We start from the raw sequence: 15036 nt of genomic DNA on the forward strand, positions 1-15036 counted from the left end.
AACCATCCGACCAGGCCTCATTGGGTGACCCGAATATCTACCTGCGCGGTATCGTCTTCTCCGTTGGTGTATCCGTTACCCGGTTCCGAATCCGAGTCGGTGGGTGAAGCCGTTAGCACCTGGGCCGTAACGATCAGATTACCCGCGGTCGTAGCACTCGCTACAAACGTCAACGTAACCGACCCGCCAACCGCCAGATTTGTAACAGTCCCCTGCAAGGTACCCGAGTTGACCACCAACCCGCTCGCCGACGACACAAACGTAAGCCCAGCGGGTAAGGATATGCCAACCGTGGCCGTCGTAGCGGTAGCGCCCCCCCGGTTGCTCACCGTAAGCGAAAACGTGACCGGCTCACCCACACGGCCTACCCGGCGGCTCGACTGGAGCTGTAAGCTTAAATCAGCTTTACCCGGCTCGGGGGCCGGTTGGTTTGGAATGACGGTAGGTAATGGCGTTTGGTTCGGGTTGGGCGATGCATACACCACGGTGGTACTTTCAACGGTGCGCAGATCCGTCTGGGCGGCATCGTTTTGCCCATCACCTGTACCCGAGTTGGGTACGCTGTTGGGGTCAGTTGTGGCCATGGCGCTGATTTCGGCCGCGTTCAGATACAAACCGGGCTGCTGAACCCGGACGGTAAACCGCTGCGTGATCGACGTATTGGGGCTCAATCCGGCCGCTACCGTACCAACGACTTCGCCATTGACGGCCGTCAGATTATCAGGCGAGCCCATAAACTGCACATTGGCCGGAAGGCGGTCGCGCCAGCTAAACGTCCCCGTATTGCAAGGGCCGTTGTTGGTCATGGAGATCGTGTACGTCACCTCATCGCCTACTTTCAGCACTCGCTTGTTCACCGACATATCGAGGCTCAGATCGGCGGCACCCAGCCCTACGGTAAGCACTGTGGGGGCCGATATGCACCCATACACGGCATCGACAGTCTGGGCCGAGTAACTACCGGGGGTGGTAATACTGAACGACGTGGCCGTTGCCCCTGTCCCGTTCCAACGGACCGGCGTACCAGCCGTGCTGGTCAGCGAGAGGGTGCTGGTGGTGCAAAAACTCGGCTGATTACCGGCAATCGCGATGGCCGGGGCCACCGGCGCTGCGTAGTTGGGTACAGTCACTGCGGGCGGGAAGGCAATCCGGTTGTTGGTCAATCGTAACCGAACGGTATAACTCCCGGCGGACAGGTCGCGGCTCTGGTTGCTGGTACCATCGCCCCAATTGTACTCCTCATAGCCAGCAGGAAACGTGACGGTAAGGCCGGTACTGCTCGTGGGGCAGGCGATACTCGCCAGGGGTTGCATAAGGGGCGGCACGGGCGTGATCGCGTTCAATAAACTTTGCTGCCCCAGCACGTTGGACCAGCGAACCGCTACTTCCTGCTGCCCAGCGGGTGAGTAGTGCAGGCCGTCGGGTCGCCAACGCAGGGCGGGGTTATTGTTGTTTTCTTCAAAACTGTAAGCCGGGTTGAACATCACCACCTGATCGAGGTCGGGGCCGGGGTAAATCTGATCGCCTTCGGCCCGGTTAATGACGGCATCCTGAGCCATCCGCACATTCTCGAAAGGAGCCCCGATATACGAATCTTTCGATACAATCCATGCCAGCGAAGGCAGGTTAAACTCTGCCCGCACCTTATCAATTACGCCCAGATAGTGCGTTTTAATTGTTTCGGTCGAATTATCCCGGTCGTTGACTCCGTGCTGAACCAATACCGCCCGTAGACCCGTTGAGGGCACATACAGATTCATGATGTTGCGAATGTTGACGTAGGGCATCCGAATATCATAGCGAATAAATCCGTGCTGAAACGGAATATCATACGCCGAATTATACACATCCTGCATCCGCGAACCACCAAAGCCGGCATTGTACAACAAAACCGGGACGCCCAGTTGCTGCACCAGCAAATCGCCCATTTTGCCCCAAAACCAGGCAAATCGTGAAAACGGTGAGGAGCCTACGTAGGTATTGTATTTTTCAAAAGCGGTAAGGCCCGGCAAGTAGCGGTTGTCGCCGGTTTGTTCATAGAGGTCAAAGGCAGGGTTGTTAAAATTAGCCGAGTTGTTGAGGTTGAGCCGGGCGCAGCTGACACGGTCGTCGAGAGCCCCATCAATGGTCGGGCACAAGTCGGGACCTGTGTAGCCCCAGGTTCCGTTGCCGCAACTTGTCCCCTGCGCGTTGGAATGCCCCAGAATGGCAAACACCTCCCCCACTCCTACCCGCTCAACGGCGTCGGTACCAACTACACTACTACCCAACCTACCCCGCACATTGATTTGATACCACCCGCCCGATACCGTCACCGTACCCACAAACTGCCCGTTGGTCGGGTTGGCCTGCAACTGAGTCCAGCCAACGTTTGAGTTAGCATTGATCCGGTCCACAATTTGCACCTCGACCCGGTCGATGGGGGCCGAGAAACTGCCCGCTACCTGAAACGTTGCCTGATTAGCACTGTTGCGCTGAAAAACCATCCGGCTCAGCGGGTATGTAACATCTATTTGAGCCTGCACCTGCCAGGCCAGTAAGCAATAAAAAAACAGTGTACCAACACAAATCGCCTGTTTAGTTTGCCAAACCCTCATCATCCTTTTCTTTACGCACACAACAATAATACGATGTACGACCCTCTACCGATTTGGTCACCCGAGAGCAAATTAAAATGAAATTGTCTTCATTGATGTTAAATTTTACTTATCCAGCGTGCAAGTAAAAGGCCGGGGGCTTGTCTGATGCCCCTTATTTGCGTTGCTTTGTAGAAACGATACCTCTAAAATCTCTCCGCGATGCACTTTGACGACGAGGATGACGACGCTTTCGATTGGGAAGAATTTGAACGGAATTACGATCCCGAAGAAGCTCAGCGTGAGATGGAGGCTGAGAATCGCCGGATTGAACAACTGCCTATTCTTCGGAAAGCTAATGAAATTCTGGAAATTACGCAGGCGATTGTCGGTACAATTGACGACGAAGACGATGTACTGATGATGAGCGAGCAGATGATGGCCAACGCCATGATGCTCCCAACCAAAATTGTGGGGGCCGAAGGAGCCGACCTGTACACTTTACGGATGGAAAACGCGGTGATTATTAAAACCCACGCCCGCGAACTCCTTACCCAAACCAATTACCTCCGGGCCGAAAAACTCTCCAAACCCGTTTACATCCAGTTGCTGCGCGACGAGATCGAAAACTTCCGGGTGCTTTTTGTGGAATGGGTCAATAGCTTCGACAAATCAAATGATATCCCCGACGACTGGGGGCTTTTTCAATGAGCCAATGCGTGAATGAGTGAATAGCGAATACCTGACGCTGAATTTACAGTTCACTCATTCGCTCATTCACTAATTCACCCATTACTTGTGTACGTAAAACCCAAAAAAAATCTCGGCCAGCACTTTCTGACCGACCACTCCATTGCTCATCAGATTGCAGATCTCCTGAGCGGTCATCGCGGTCCGGACGGCCAACCGTACGCGCACGTACTGGAAATCGGCCCCGGTACGGGTGTACTTACGCAGTTTCTGCTGGCCGATAGCCGCTTTGAAACCCACGCCATTGAGATCGATAGTGAGTCGGTGGTTTATCTGAAAAAAGAGTTTCCGTCGCTGACTCCCCGACTGGTTGAGGGCGATTTTCTGGAACTTACCCCCGCCGATTACCTGCCCAACCTCCCCGAAACGGCTCCGTTTGCCATTGCAGGCAACTTTCCTTACAATATTTCGTCGCAGATTTTCTTTAAAGTACTCGACTACCGCGACCGGATTCCCGAGGTGGTTTGTATGCTGCAGCGAGAAGTAGCCATGCGGTTGGCCTCGCCCCCCGGCAAAAAAGACTACGGCATCCTGAGCGTGTTTCTGCAAGCCTGGTACGATGTAAAGTATGAATTTACGGTGCCGCCCGAAGTGTTTAACCCGCCCCCCAAGGTGCATTCGGGCGTGATCAGTGTCCGGCGTAATGGGGTTACAGACCTGGGCTGCAACGAACGGAAGTTTATTCAGGTCGTCAAACACGGGTTCAATCAGCGCCGAAAAACGCTTCGGAACGCACTCAAACCCCTCGGCATTACCGAAGAAGCCGCCCAAAGTGCGTACATGGACAAGCGCGCCGAACAACTGAGCGTAGCCGATTTTGTGACGCTGACCAATTTAATGAGTGAAAGAGTGAAAGAGTGAAAAAGCGGGCCACAGGCCGGTGCAAGAACGCTCTTTCACTCTTTCACTCTTTCCTCCCTCCTCCTTCACGTATGACGTTCGAACTCACCAAAGAATACCTGAGCCGGATTCAGGACGCCATTGACCTGCACGATGCCACTACGCTGCGGGCCGAGATGGACGACCTGTACCCGGCCGATATTTCGGGTATTCTGTATGAGTTGGATACCGAGCAGGCCCGTTACCTGCTTACCCTCCTCGACAATGAGGTGGGGGCCGAAATTCTGGCGAATCTGGACCCAGCCGTTCGGCTTGATCTGCTAGCTACGTTCGACTCGGCCGAACTGGCCCCGCTGGTCAACGTCATGGACTCCGACGATGCTGTGGATTTGCTCAACGAGCAACCCATCCGGATTCGGGAGGAGATAATTGGCCTGCTCGAAGACCGCGAACAGGCCCGCTTTATCCTCGATCTGCTCCACTACGATGAAGACGTGGCCGGGGGCCTGATGCAGAAGGAGCTGATCAAGATCAACGTCAACCTGACGGTCAATGCCTGTATTGAGGAGATTCGTGAGCAAGCCGAAAATGTAGAAAAGGTGTACTCAGTGTACGTGGTCGACGATGTGGGTAAACTGCTCGGGCTGGTCTCGTTGAAGAAGATTGTGCTGGCCCGCCGGACCGCTAAAATCGCCGACATTTACGACAAAGACATCATTTTCGTGGAAACCTACCGCCCGGTCGACGAGGTGGCCGAGGTAATGCAACGGTATGACCTCGACGCCATTCCGGTGGTCAACGTGCAGGGGCGGCTGCTGGGGCGCATCACCATCGACGACGTGGTCGACGTGATTACCGAGCAGGCCGAAGAAGACATTCAGGTCATTTCGGGTCTGTCGGGCGAGGTTGAAGAAGACGATACCGTGTGGGCCCGTTCCAAAGTGCAGTTACCGTGGCTCATTGCGGGCGCGGTTGGCAGTTTGCTGGCGGCTACCGTAATCAATGGTTTCCAGAGCGAGCTGGGCAAAATTGCGGCCCTGGCGGCTTTTATTCCCATCATTGGGTCAACGGGGGGCAACGTCGGGATTCAGACCTCGTCGCTTATTCTGCAAAGTCTGGCCGATACCTCTGGGCTGAGTACCCCCCCCGGCCGGCGGTTGTTGCGAACGCTACTCGTGGCCGTCATCAACGGGCTGGTGGTGGGCCTCATTGCCGGTCTGTACACCTTCCTGATCGGGCAACCGCGCCTGTTTCCGGTGGTTGCCACCGCCCTGCTGGCTGTGGTGCTGCTGGCTTCGTTTATGGGTACTGTAACCCCGCTGTTGCTCAACCGAATCGGTATTAATCCGGCGGTGGCCTCGGGGCCCTTCATCACCACCGCCAACGACCTCATTGGCATCGGGGTGTATTTTCTCATCGCTGATTTACTACTGGCCGAGCTGTAAAAAACATGAGTCATCCCGAATTTTCAACATCTTGATGGTTCAGGCCCAAGTTCCCCAGGATGCCCCGTTAGGAGCCTAATGTCCATAGCTAACGGGGAAAATGATCCAAATACCCGAGCCCCGAAGGGGCGTAACTTGATTCGAGTTACGCCCCTTCGGGGCTCGGGTTCTCGTGGGAGACGCCTTTTCTACCAACATTAGGCCCCTAACGGGGCGTTGGGTTGGGTCGAGGCCTAGACTACCCTAAAATTCGGGATGACTCATGTTTTAGCCCTAATCCTTTTTACTTCCCAAACTGATACACGGTAGTTTGCCGGTAGGTTTGGCCGGGCTTCAGAATGGTGCTCGGGTACGTGGGGTGATTGGGCGAATCGGGGTAATGCTGCGCTTCGAGGGCCAGGCCTTCGCGGAAATTGATGGCCCGGCCGTATTTGCCCGTATCCTGCCCGGCGAAGAAGTTACCGCCGTAAAACTGCATGGCCGGTTCGGTGGTGAGCACCTTCATGGTAATCCCAGACTTATCGCCCGTAACCACACACGCTTCGGTCAGCTCATCAGCGCTTTTCCGGTTCAGCACAAAGTTATGGTCGTAGCCTTTGGCAAAGGTTAGCTGCTCATTTTTCTCGTCGACACGGGCCCCGATCGTCGTCGGTTTGCGGAAATCAAACGGCGTTCCTTCAACCGATGCCGGTTCGCCCTGCGGAATGAGTCCGGCATCGATCACCGAGTACCGGTCGGCGTTGATCTGCATCAGGTGGTTGTTGACCGTTCCGCTGCCTTCGCCGTTGAGGTTAAAAAACCCGTGGCTCGTGGGGTTGTACGGCGTAGCCTTATCGGTGGTGGCTACGTAGTCAATTTTAAGGCCCTTGTTTTCGAGTGTGAACGTCACTTTGGTCGTCACCGTACCCGGAAAGCCGCCTTCGCCGTCTTTCGACACATACGTCATCTCGACCGATTTGTCGCCTGTTTGCTTCGCGGTCCAAACCTGGTTATGGAAGCCCGACGGCCCGCCGTGCAGGGTGTTGCCGTTATTGTTCAGTTCGAGTTGGTAGGTTTTGCCATCGAGGGTAAACTGCCCTTTGGCAATCCGGTTGCCAAACCGCCCCACTACCGGCCCGAAAAAGCTTTCTTTGGCTTTCCGGTAATCGGCAAGGCTCTGGAAACCCAACGATACGTCGGTGGGTGTGCCGTTTTGGTCGGGCACAATCAGGTGCACAATACGCGCCCCGAAGTTTGACAGGGTGGCCGTCATGTCGCCATCTTTGAGCACAAACAGCTTCACGGCCTGCCCATTTACCTCGCCCTCGTAGGCGGCCGGGTTGTTCACTTGATACACAATTGCCGACGCGGTGTCGGACGATGTCGCCGAAGCATTGGCGGTTGAATCAGTCATGGTTGAGTCAGATTGACCATTTTTTGACCCGCAGCCCGCCGTGAACAACAAGGCTGCAACGGCCAGTGGAAGAATAATTTTTTGCATAGAAAAGCCAGAGTAGGGTTTATATAACCTCGCAACCTGGTAAAGTAACCCGCCGGGGGCTTTTACCCCTGCATTGGGCAAGCGCACGGTCCCAAAACAACAAACACCAAGCCCATTTACCGCCGGGAAATTCCTTCGAGCACGGCGCGCTTGTCGGGTCGGCCGGTAAGTTCGGTGAGGCTGTTGCGGGGGGTAATCTGTACCGTATCACCCTCAAACCGGAACGTCAGGGTGTCGTAGTGCGCTGTTTCGACGTAGCGGCAGGTAATCTGAAACGTGTTGGGGTCACGCCAGGCCCCGCTCACCGCCACCGGATGCCGCACTTCGCCGGGCACCGGGGTCGGAATGAGCTTGAGCGGCAGGGGCGATAGTGTCGTGACCCCTTCGCGCCAGTCGAACAACCCGCCCCGGAGCTGATGCTTCCCCTGTCGATCCTGCATATCGAGCACCCAGTCACGGGTGCCAAAGTCCAGGCTGACCAGACTGACGCCCTGCGGATTGTCGCCAATGGCGTAAGTTCGGCGGTTGATCCGGTTTACGGTTGGCGAGCTGAGACTCCCGGCCGGCGGACTGATAGCCAGATCGGCAAAGGCCCGTTCGAATGCCTTACGGGTAGTTTCGGTGATCTGGTTGGTGCGCTGAAAAGCGGGCAACAGGTGGTTCCAGACCTCATCGAGCACGGCCTGCATATCGGCTTGTTCGGCCGTGATAACCACCACCGCATTCTGGTCGGGTATAACGATACAAAACTGCCCGAAAGCTCCATCGGCCCGGTAGGCACCGTTTCGGCATCCCCAAAGCTGATAGCCGTAGCCCTGCATCCAATCGTCGGTTTCGGGCGGACGCGGGGCATTGGGTTGGCGAGGTTGTACAATTTGCTGCTGTGTAGCCTCATCAATCCAAACTGAAGGCACCACCTGTTTCTCGTTCCAGACCCCGTATTGGAGGTAGAGCTGCCCGAATTTGGCGATGTCTTCGGTTTTCAGGCGTAGCCCCCAGCCCCCTACGTTAAACCGCTGGGTGTCAATTTCCCAATCGGCTCCTTCGATACCCAGTGGTTCGAACAAGCGGGGGGTCAGGTACTCGATCAGCGTTTGACCAGTCAGTTTCTGGACAATACGCCCGAGCATATACGTAGCCAGGGTGTTGTACCGAAACCGGCTGCCGGGCTCCTGCCCGATGGGTAAGGCCAGAAAAGTGCGCACCCAGTTGTCGTTGGGCGTATCAAACAGGCGCGGAAACAGGTCGGCATCGGTCAGATCGTGCCCGGTCGACATGGTCAGCAAGTGTTTCACCTTCATCCGCGCCAGTTTGGGGTCGGCATTGGCGGGCACATCATCCGGAAAAAACGACACCACGGTATCCTCAACGGTCAGGCGTCGCTCGCCCACGGCCAACCCCACCGCCGTAGCCGTAATGCTTTTGCTGAGTGAGTAGAGGGTGTGTTTCCGGTCGGCCCGGTACGGTGCCCACCAGCCCTCGGCCACCACGTGCCCGTTGCGCACCACCATGAGGCTGTGCAGCTTAAAATTCCGCCGTTCGGTCACTTGCAGGAAGTTGACGATACCGGCGGGCGACACGCCCTGCGCTTCGGGCGTGCTGCGCGGCAGGTAGGTTTCTTTGGTGGTTACCCGGCCCGGTATGGCCGAGATAAAGCCTACACCCGCCAGTCCGATTCCAAACCATTCTAAAAATTCGCGCCGAGTCTGATTCATGCCAATCTGCTCAAAAGTTTGGGAGCAAAGATGCGGAAATGGCGAGATATTCCGGCGGCCCAGATCATACTTGCCAGCCAGCGGCCTCGCCCACCTACCCTATTCGGGAACAGCCATGGCCGTTTTCGGCACGGGTTTACCAAAGTTGGGGGAGCCATCGGGGTTCCAGCTAAACGGCTGAATGTGCGGAGCCCGGCGGTTGCCGCATCCGTCGGTTTCGGTGGGGTTGGCGTGGTAAATCATCCAGGGCGTACGGCCATCTGAGGCCGTAAAAAATCCGCCGTGACCGGGTGCCCACACGCTGTTTTCGGGGTTCTGGGTAAATACGGGCTGCGGGTGCTTGCGCCAGTTTTTAGGGTCGAGCAGGCTCCCGCCCGTGTGTTCGAGCAGGCCCATGCAGTAGTCGAGCCAGCAGGCATTGGCCGAGTAAACGATGAAGGTTTTGTTGCCGTTTTGCAGAAACTCCGGCCCTTCGTTGACCAGCACCACGGGGGGCTCGCCGTTCATCTGTGCGCCGTCGGAGGTATGCCCATGTCGCTCCCAGGGCAACTCCGGCTGCGAGATCCGAACGCGATCGCCCTGCATGGTCCAGGGGTTTTTCAGTTGGGCGATGTAAATATCCTGCTGCCCATTTTTGGCACCCGCCCAGCCCGACCAGGCGGCATACAGCTTCCCCCGGTGTTCGAGCACGGTGAGGTCGATAGCCCAATGGTCGCCAGGATCAGCCAGTTTGCCTTTGAGCACCCACTCGCCCGCAAACGGATCGGCCGAGGCATTTTCGACGACCCAGATTCGGTGGGTCTGGTTATTGACGCTGTCGGCCGCGAAATAGATGTACCATTTGCCCCCAATGCGATGAATTTCGGGGGCCCACAAATCCCGCGAATACGCCGTATTGGGAGGTGGGGTAAACACCACTTTTTGCTCCGCCGTAGCCAGATCGGCCACGTTGCGGGTACGCCAGAGGGTGAGGTTACGGCCGGTGGTATTCATGTAGTAGTAGCAACCGTCGTGCCTGTAAACCCACGGATCGGGTCCCGATGCTTTGATGGGGTTGGTAAACGTACGCTGGGCGAACGTGGGCAGGCTGACGAGCAACACCAGCCAGCAGAGAAGGACTTTCATGATCTGCTATTTCAGACAGAAAGGAACGGAGGTGTGGTTTTTACCACCCCATTTTACCACCCCCCTGCCCCCCTCCTGAAAAACAGGAGGGGGTGGTGCGAAAGGGATGTTGAGAATCTATATTTACACAGATTTCAAAGGCATCGACCGTCTTTCTCAACCGCATAAAAAAGAACCCCTTCGACGTTGTCGATTCCCCCTCCTGAAAAACAGGAGGGGGTGGTGCGAAAGGGATGTTGAGAATCTATATTTACACAGATTTCAAAGGCATCGACCGTCTTTCTCAACTGTATAAACAAGAACCCCTTCGACGTTGTCGATTCCCCCTCCTGTTTTTCAGGAGGGGGTTAGGGGGTGGTAAAATAGGAGGTGGTAAACAAAAGCTACCTTACAAATGCCTGACGAATTCTCATCAACACCGAATCGACATGGTGCAGCACTTCGTCGTTCCGAAATCGTAAGACACGAATGTTGAGGCTTTCTATCGCCTGCTGACGTTCTTCGTCGTATGCCTGCACAGCTATCTCGTCGTGCACGCTACCGTCAAGTTCAATTGCCAGACGTTCGGAGGGACAGTAAAAATCAAGCACAAAATAGCCAACGCTGTGCTGACGTCGAAACTTTCGACCTGCTAACTGGCTTCGGCGCAGACAGGCCCACAAAGCCTCTTCAGCCTCGGTAGCTTCATTTCGGAGCGACTGCCGAATTTCCTTTAAAATGCTCAGATTATGGACTTGGGCCATTCGTGTAGCTTTGCCAAAAACTGAATTAAATAGCTAATTATCAGGACACAAATATAATTAGTGAAGTTTTTTTGTGTGTATTTTTTACCCCCTAACCCGGAGCGCCGGAGCGCCGGAACGCCGGAACGCGGAACACCCTCCTATTTTCGGGAGGGAGAATCAACAAAGTCGGAGGGGTGCTTGCTGGTTCGATTGAGCGTAGCCGTGGCGACTCATGTCCCGCACGGCAGCTGTCACCTCAGACCGTTTGAGCAGAACCATGCCTTCGGGCAGGTTAAGAAGCTGTTTGAGTTAATCGCTTTGGCCTTCAAGGGCGTCTTTTGGCTGATAGCTGCACCATTTTTTTGGGCCGTAGCTATGGCTACGACCTGCAAAAAATGGTTTGCTACCAACCAAAATCCACTCCTTAAATACTCAAATCGCTAACTCAAACAGCTTCTAAGATTCTGAGCCAGCCCCAGCTGACTGTACACCTTACCGGTGGTGCTTTGGGCTGCTGGGCCTTAGTGCAGGGGGTAAGCCCCAAAAGCAGGAGTGTAAATGGTACAGTTCGGTGCATAGTTAAGGTGGTATATAGTTGCAGAATTAAACTCTCGTTGTTTTATCAAATACGTGATGGCGAATTGGGAAGCAAAGTAACCTTGTTGTTACAATCGATGGAGAAGCCATGTTAACACATTATCCTTAACAATCATGAACTAAACAGATGCAGAATAATAATGCTCTGTTACCGATGAAGTTCGAAGCCTGCTTAAAGATATTCTCCTCGAGGGTGAATAAGGTTATCGAGTCCGCCGAGAGGGTGACAGGGGTCGGTGTGAGCTGCTGGGCCTGCGTGGTGAAGGCTAGCGTCAGCAGGAGAATGGGTGGTAGTATTCCTTGCATGGGTTTGGTGGTTTTGAATTAGGTCAATTTGGAGATCACCTACGTTCATCAAAAGTTTCACTTAGAACAACCGCGAGCCTTTCCAGAGGCTTTGAAACAGTACCTTAGAGAAAGATAAAAAAATGGGTAACTTGAAAACTTAAATGATTACTTTGCCACGGATTTCTTTTGGCACCTCTGAATATGGTATTGAAACAGAAACTTGTATTTTCTGCTTTGCCAACAAATCCTTTGGAAATTCTTCATCCTCATACCCTATGTAGTCCATTTTAAGTATTTTCATCCATTCAAGTATAATTCTTGAGGTAGCCTCGCTTAAGCTCATGTGACCATAATAACCAAGGTGCTTTACTTGTTCATAACTAAACATCATCACTTCACCGGCGTCATCCCTAACAACTTCACTTGCAGCAGTCCCTCGAACAACACTCCATTTAGTTAACTCTGGAGCTTGATTTCCCGGATACCCACCCTTGAAATCTTGAATAACATAATCTTTTCCTTCCATAGGTAAATACCCTAAAGGCCTCCATTTAAATTTACCCTTCCGGGGGGGACGCCCAACAGTTAGAAAGGGAGCAACTAAATCATCGAGTTTCACAAATTCCTCAAAATCAAATCTCTTGATTGGCTCGCCCCTTCTACAATCTAAAATGCTGGTGTAAAACCCAAACTGGGAATCAATTTGAGTAAGCCGGACATAGCCGTAGCCTATTTTAGGACCAAGTGTCACTTCCAACACGAGCCCAGAATAACCATTTGTTAGTTTCATCGCGATTTATTGTTACAGTCACAATTGGGATCGCCTTGGTACTCAAGGCCGGTAAAGCGAAACCCTCCCTGTGAGAAAGCTGGAAAAGCATTTGGGACATAAGCTTGTTGCCACCTGAAGTTAGGATACTTCTGATTGAGTACCCGTATACCTGCTAAGTTACGTGTTGTATAAGCAGGGTCTCGAAGAGTAGTACGTGTTGGGCTTGTTGAGTTTTTAATGTTGTCAATGATTTTATTCATTCCTTGCGGAAATCGCTCTGTATAAGGCTGACCTCCGTTATTCAATTCGATGATCTGTTGCTCTACTCCTCGCGCTTCTCCTTTTTTTAAATTAGTAAAGAAGATTACAAAGTCGGTTACCTGTATCTCACCAGCTCGATATCTAAACCCAATAAACTCTTCCTCGCTTGCAGTAGAAATACCTACGTATTTAAGGCAAAGATCTACTTTCTTTTCAAGGCATTTCTTATGGTTTCGTTTGGCAATGTAGACTAAGTATCTCTTCCCATCGTCCTCATCTATATCTGGTTCCGTATTGGGGGCTTTTTTGGGTTCAACTTCGGTGTCTGTTTGTTCTTTAGAAGCATTAAGGTCTGGCGCAATATATGTCTGATCCACATAAGCTCTTGGATTGGCAAGCGGTCCAACGTCCTCTGTTCCCAAGCTAGTGGGGGTAAATACCAGTACAATTACGCTTGCGGCCTTAGAAATAACATTTCCAAGTAAGACAGCTTTTGGGGTATTTTTTGCTGCTTCACGCCCTAAATATACTAGTTCTCCTTCTGCATTTACTGCGTAAATTTTTGAAAGTTGAGGAGTCCCTGTTCCAACCTTTTTGATAATTTTTACGCTGGTTGGTGGATCGTCAAAGGGAACCTTACTACTCATAATTGTAGTTAAAGTCTCTTGACTATTCAGGTACTCTTTTATTTGTTGAGCTGAATTCGCTAAGTTACATGGCTCCAAAGCAGCTATCCGAGCCAGTGAATTCTTTAAAGCTTGGTTTGTGTTAGCAGAAGCGGATGCTGAACAAGTTAAGAATCCATTTATCCTAGTCAGAAGCTCTTGCTTGATAGTTTCTGGTAGAGTCGGGTCACTAGTTATTTTATCTTTTATTTCCTCAATTTGGAGAAGAGCTTTTTCATCATCTGTAGTCAAGGAGGCTAGACTAGTGCTATACAAATCCGCCACTTCGTTTGTTAGCTCCTCTAAATCAAAAAGATAACTGCCCGTGTTAGTACTCGAACTGTTCAATGTTGAAAACCAACTCGGATCGTACTTCGTAATCAGCTTTCCAGCCGTCAACTCATAACACTCGTTCAGCTTGGCGTTGCTAAACGTCACCTGGGCAGGTAGGTTCACCCCTTTCAGCAGGGTCACATCTACAATTCCTTCACCCGTCCAGCCGCCAGGGCCTCCGCCTGTAATGCTCGTCACCGTCACTTTGTAGTCGCCTGCGTAGAATTCATCGCCGGGGGCCAGGTTGGCAATGGCGTTGGTGGCGTCGGGGTTTTGGACGGTCACGTCCTTGCAGCCCGTGTAGGCGGCTGTGCGCTCGGTGCAGGGCTTGGCTGAGAGGGTGGTGTAGGCCACACAGGTATTGCCAGCCCCATCGGTTATCACCACGCTATATTCCCCAATGGCCGTGGCTGAGATGATCGGCGTAGTTCCTACCGCTACGACAGTGACGCTATGGGTATTAGCACCCGTACTACTGCTCACACCCGTTGCCGGAGCGCCCGTCCGACGTTCCCATACGTAAGTGTAACCAGTCAGTGCCATGCCATCCAGACTCTCAACCGATAAAGTCAGGCTGCCCAGCAAACCCCCTACTCGGGGGATACGGTCGGTCTCGGCCCCAGTGCCATCTTTGCTGACGATACGGATGTCGCAGGTAGGTTCGGTGGGCGTCAGTGAAGAACTACCCGTCAGCACACAGCCGCTGCCCGTTGTCAGGGTGGGCGAGTAGCGCGCTGTGGCGGCCGTGGCGGCAAAAGGAACCGTCAGCGTTGCGGTAGTAGCGGTGGTGCCGTCGGGTTTGAGCCAGTTGTAAGAGGCTACCGGGCTGCTGGGGGTGAGTTGGGGGGTGAGCGTCACCAAATCCCCATCGGCCACTACCGTGTTGTTGTTAGGATACCCAATGACAATGCTCAGGGCTGGTGCGGCACTGATGGTCAGCGGAGTCGAGCTACCAATCACAATTGGGCTCGTATTAGTTGTTACGATCCGTACCTGATAGTTGCCAGGGGGCGCATTGGCCGGTATGGTGGCGGGCACACGGCTCAGGGTCGTGTTACCAGGGGTAGCTTCACCCAGCACAGTTGGGGTTGCAAAGCTGCCCGAGGCATCGGAAAGCTGCGCCACAAAGCGCGTCCCGGTAGGCACGGTTCCCTGCGTGGTAAAGGGTACTTCCCGGCTGTTGCCCGCACAGACCGCTGGATTAGCGGGCGGGTTAGTCGTAATGCTCAGGTCCAAACTACCCTGCACCGTAATCGACAGCGATGCGACCGCACTACACGACTGCCCGGCCACGCTAGCAGTTACGGAATACAAGCCCGAAAGGTTTGTCGAGAGCGTCGTACCGCCCTGGAGTATGGCGCCAGTTGTGCTTGCATTTACCCCTGAAGGGGCTTCCCACCGATATTGCACACCAGCAGGAACAGTACCATTGATGGTCCGCACGGCTGTAAGCGACAGCACATT

Annotated in this window: 10 protein-coding genes; 3 read left to right on the top strand and 7 right to left on the bottom strand. The window is 53.6% G+C overall.

Annotated features, from left to right (window positions below):
• Window positions 1–17: 17 nt before the first annotated feature.
• Window positions 18–2525 carry a DUF11 domain-containing protein gene (locus RUDLU_RS0105950; protein WP_169578025.1) on the bottom strand — a complete coding sequence of 836 codons (2508 nt, stop codon included), beginning with the start codon at window positions 2523–2525 and terminating at the stop codon, window positions 18–20.
• A 273-nt stretch (window positions 2526–2798) separates the two neighbouring features.
• On the opposite strand from RUDLU_RS0105950, the gene RUDLU_RS0105955 reads away from it, so the two are divergent.
• From RUDLU_RS0105955 to mgtE, 3 genes are all read left to right on the top strand, one after another.
• Window positions 2799–3287, top strand: a complete 489-nt coding sequence (locus RUDLU_RS0105955) for a hypothetical protein (protein ID WP_019987440.1) — start codon at window positions 2799–2801, stop codon at window positions 3285–3287.
• An 87-nt stretch (window positions 3288–3374) separates the two neighbouring features.
• The gene (gene rsmA, locus RUDLU_RS0105960; RefSeq protein WP_019987441.1) at window positions 3375–4187 is read left to right on the top strand and encodes a 16S rRNA (adenine(1518)-N(6)/adenine(1519)-N(6))-dimethyltransferase RsmA; all 813 of its coding nucleotides are present in this window, start codon (window positions 3375–3377) and stop codon (window positions 4185–4187) included.
• Window positions 4188–4258: 71 nt separating this feature from the next.
• Complete coding sequence (gene mgtE, locus RUDLU_RS0105965; protein WP_019987442.1) at window positions 4259–5611, top strand: magnesium transporter; 1353 nt, start codon at window positions 4259–4261, stop codon at window positions 5609–5611.
• A gap of 283 nt (window positions 5612–5894) precedes the next feature.
• Here the strand turns inward: mgtE and RUDLU_RS0105970 are convergent, their stop codons facing one another.
• The 6 genes from RUDLU_RS0105970 to RUDLU_RS0106005 all read right to left on the bottom strand — a co-directional run bounded on the left by RUDLU_RS0105970 (window position 5895) and on the right by RUDLU_RS0106005 (window position 14697).
• On the bottom strand, window positions 5895–7004 hold the full coding sequence (locus RUDLU_RS0105970) for an aldose epimerase family protein (protein WP_245581629.1): 1110 nt from the start codon (window positions 7002–7004) through the stop codon (window positions 5895–5897).
• Between the two features lie 203 nt (window positions 7005–7207).
• Window positions 7208–8806, bottom strand: coding sequence for a serine hydrolase domain-containing protein (locus RUDLU_RS0105975; protein ID WP_019987444.1), 1599 nt, complete (start codon window positions 8804–8806; stop codon window positions 7208–7210).
• A gap of 99 nt (window positions 8807–8905) precedes the next feature.
• Window positions 8906–9931, bottom strand: coding sequence for a glycoside hydrolase family 43 protein (locus RUDLU_RS0105980; protein WP_019987445.1), 1026 nt, complete (start codon window positions 9929–9931; stop codon window positions 8906–8908).
• 383 nt (window positions 9932–10314) lie between these two features.
• Window positions 10315–10674 (bottom strand): endonuclease domain-containing protein, encoded by a 360-nt coding sequence (locus tag RUDLU_RS0105985; protein ID WP_019987446.1) that lies wholly within the window; start codon window positions 10672–10674, stop codon window positions 10315–10317.
• A gap of 1024 nt (window positions 10675–11698) precedes the next feature.
• Window positions 11699–12331 carry a hypothetical protein gene (locus tag RUDLU_RS0106000; protein ID WP_019987449.1) on the bottom strand — a complete coding sequence of 211 codons (633 nt, stop codon included), beginning with the start codon at window positions 12329–12331 and terminating at the stop codon, window positions 11699–11701.
• Window positions 12328–14697 carry a hypothetical protein gene (locus RUDLU_RS0106005; protein WP_157580102.1) on the bottom strand — a complete coding sequence of 790 codons (2370 nt, stop codon included), beginning with the start codon at window positions 14695–14697 and terminating at the stop codon, window positions 12328–12330. The genes RUDLU_RS0106000 and RUDLU_RS0106005 overlap by 4 nt, the downstream gene beginning before the upstream one ends.
• Window positions 14698–15036: the final 339 nt, after the last annotated feature.

It is taken from the genome of Rudanella lutea DSM 19387, assembly GCF_000383955.1.
GTDB lineage: Bacteria > Bacteroidota > Bacteroidia > Cytophagales > Spirosomataceae > Rudanella > Rudanella lutea.

What these genes read in the sequence shown, in the direction of transcription:
- RUDLU_RS0105980 (WP_019987445.1), bottom strand. Translation starts at nt 9,931, where the DNA reads ATGAAAGTCCTTCTCTGCTGGCTGGTGTTGCTCGTCAGCCTGCCCACG.
- RUDLU_RS0105970 (WP_245581629.1), bottom strand. Translation starts at nt 7,004, where the DNA reads ATGACTGATTCAACCGCCAATGCTTCGGCGACATCGTCCGACACCGCG.
- RUDLU_RS0106000 (WP_019987449.1), bottom strand. Translation starts at nt 12,331, where the DNA reads ATGAAACTAACAAATGGTTATTCTGGGCTCGTGTTGGAAGTGACACTT.
- RUDLU_RS0105975 (WP_019987444.1), bottom strand. Translation starts at nt 8,806, where the DNA reads ATGAATCAGACTCGGCGCGAATTTTTAGAATGGTTTGGAATCGGACTG.
- RUDLU_RS0105985 (WP_019987446.1), bottom strand. Translation starts at nt 10,674, where the DNA reads ATGGCCCAAGTCCATAATCTGAGCATTTTAAAGGAAATTCGGCAGTCG.
- RUDLU_RS0105955 (WP_019987440.1), top strand. Translation starts at nt 2,799, where the DNA reads ATGCACTTTGACGACGAGGATGACGACGCTTTCGATTGGGAAGAATTT.
- mgtE (WP_019987442.1), top strand. Translation starts at nt 4,259, where the DNA reads ATGACGTTCGAACTCACCAAAGAATACCTGAGCCGGATTCAGGACGCC.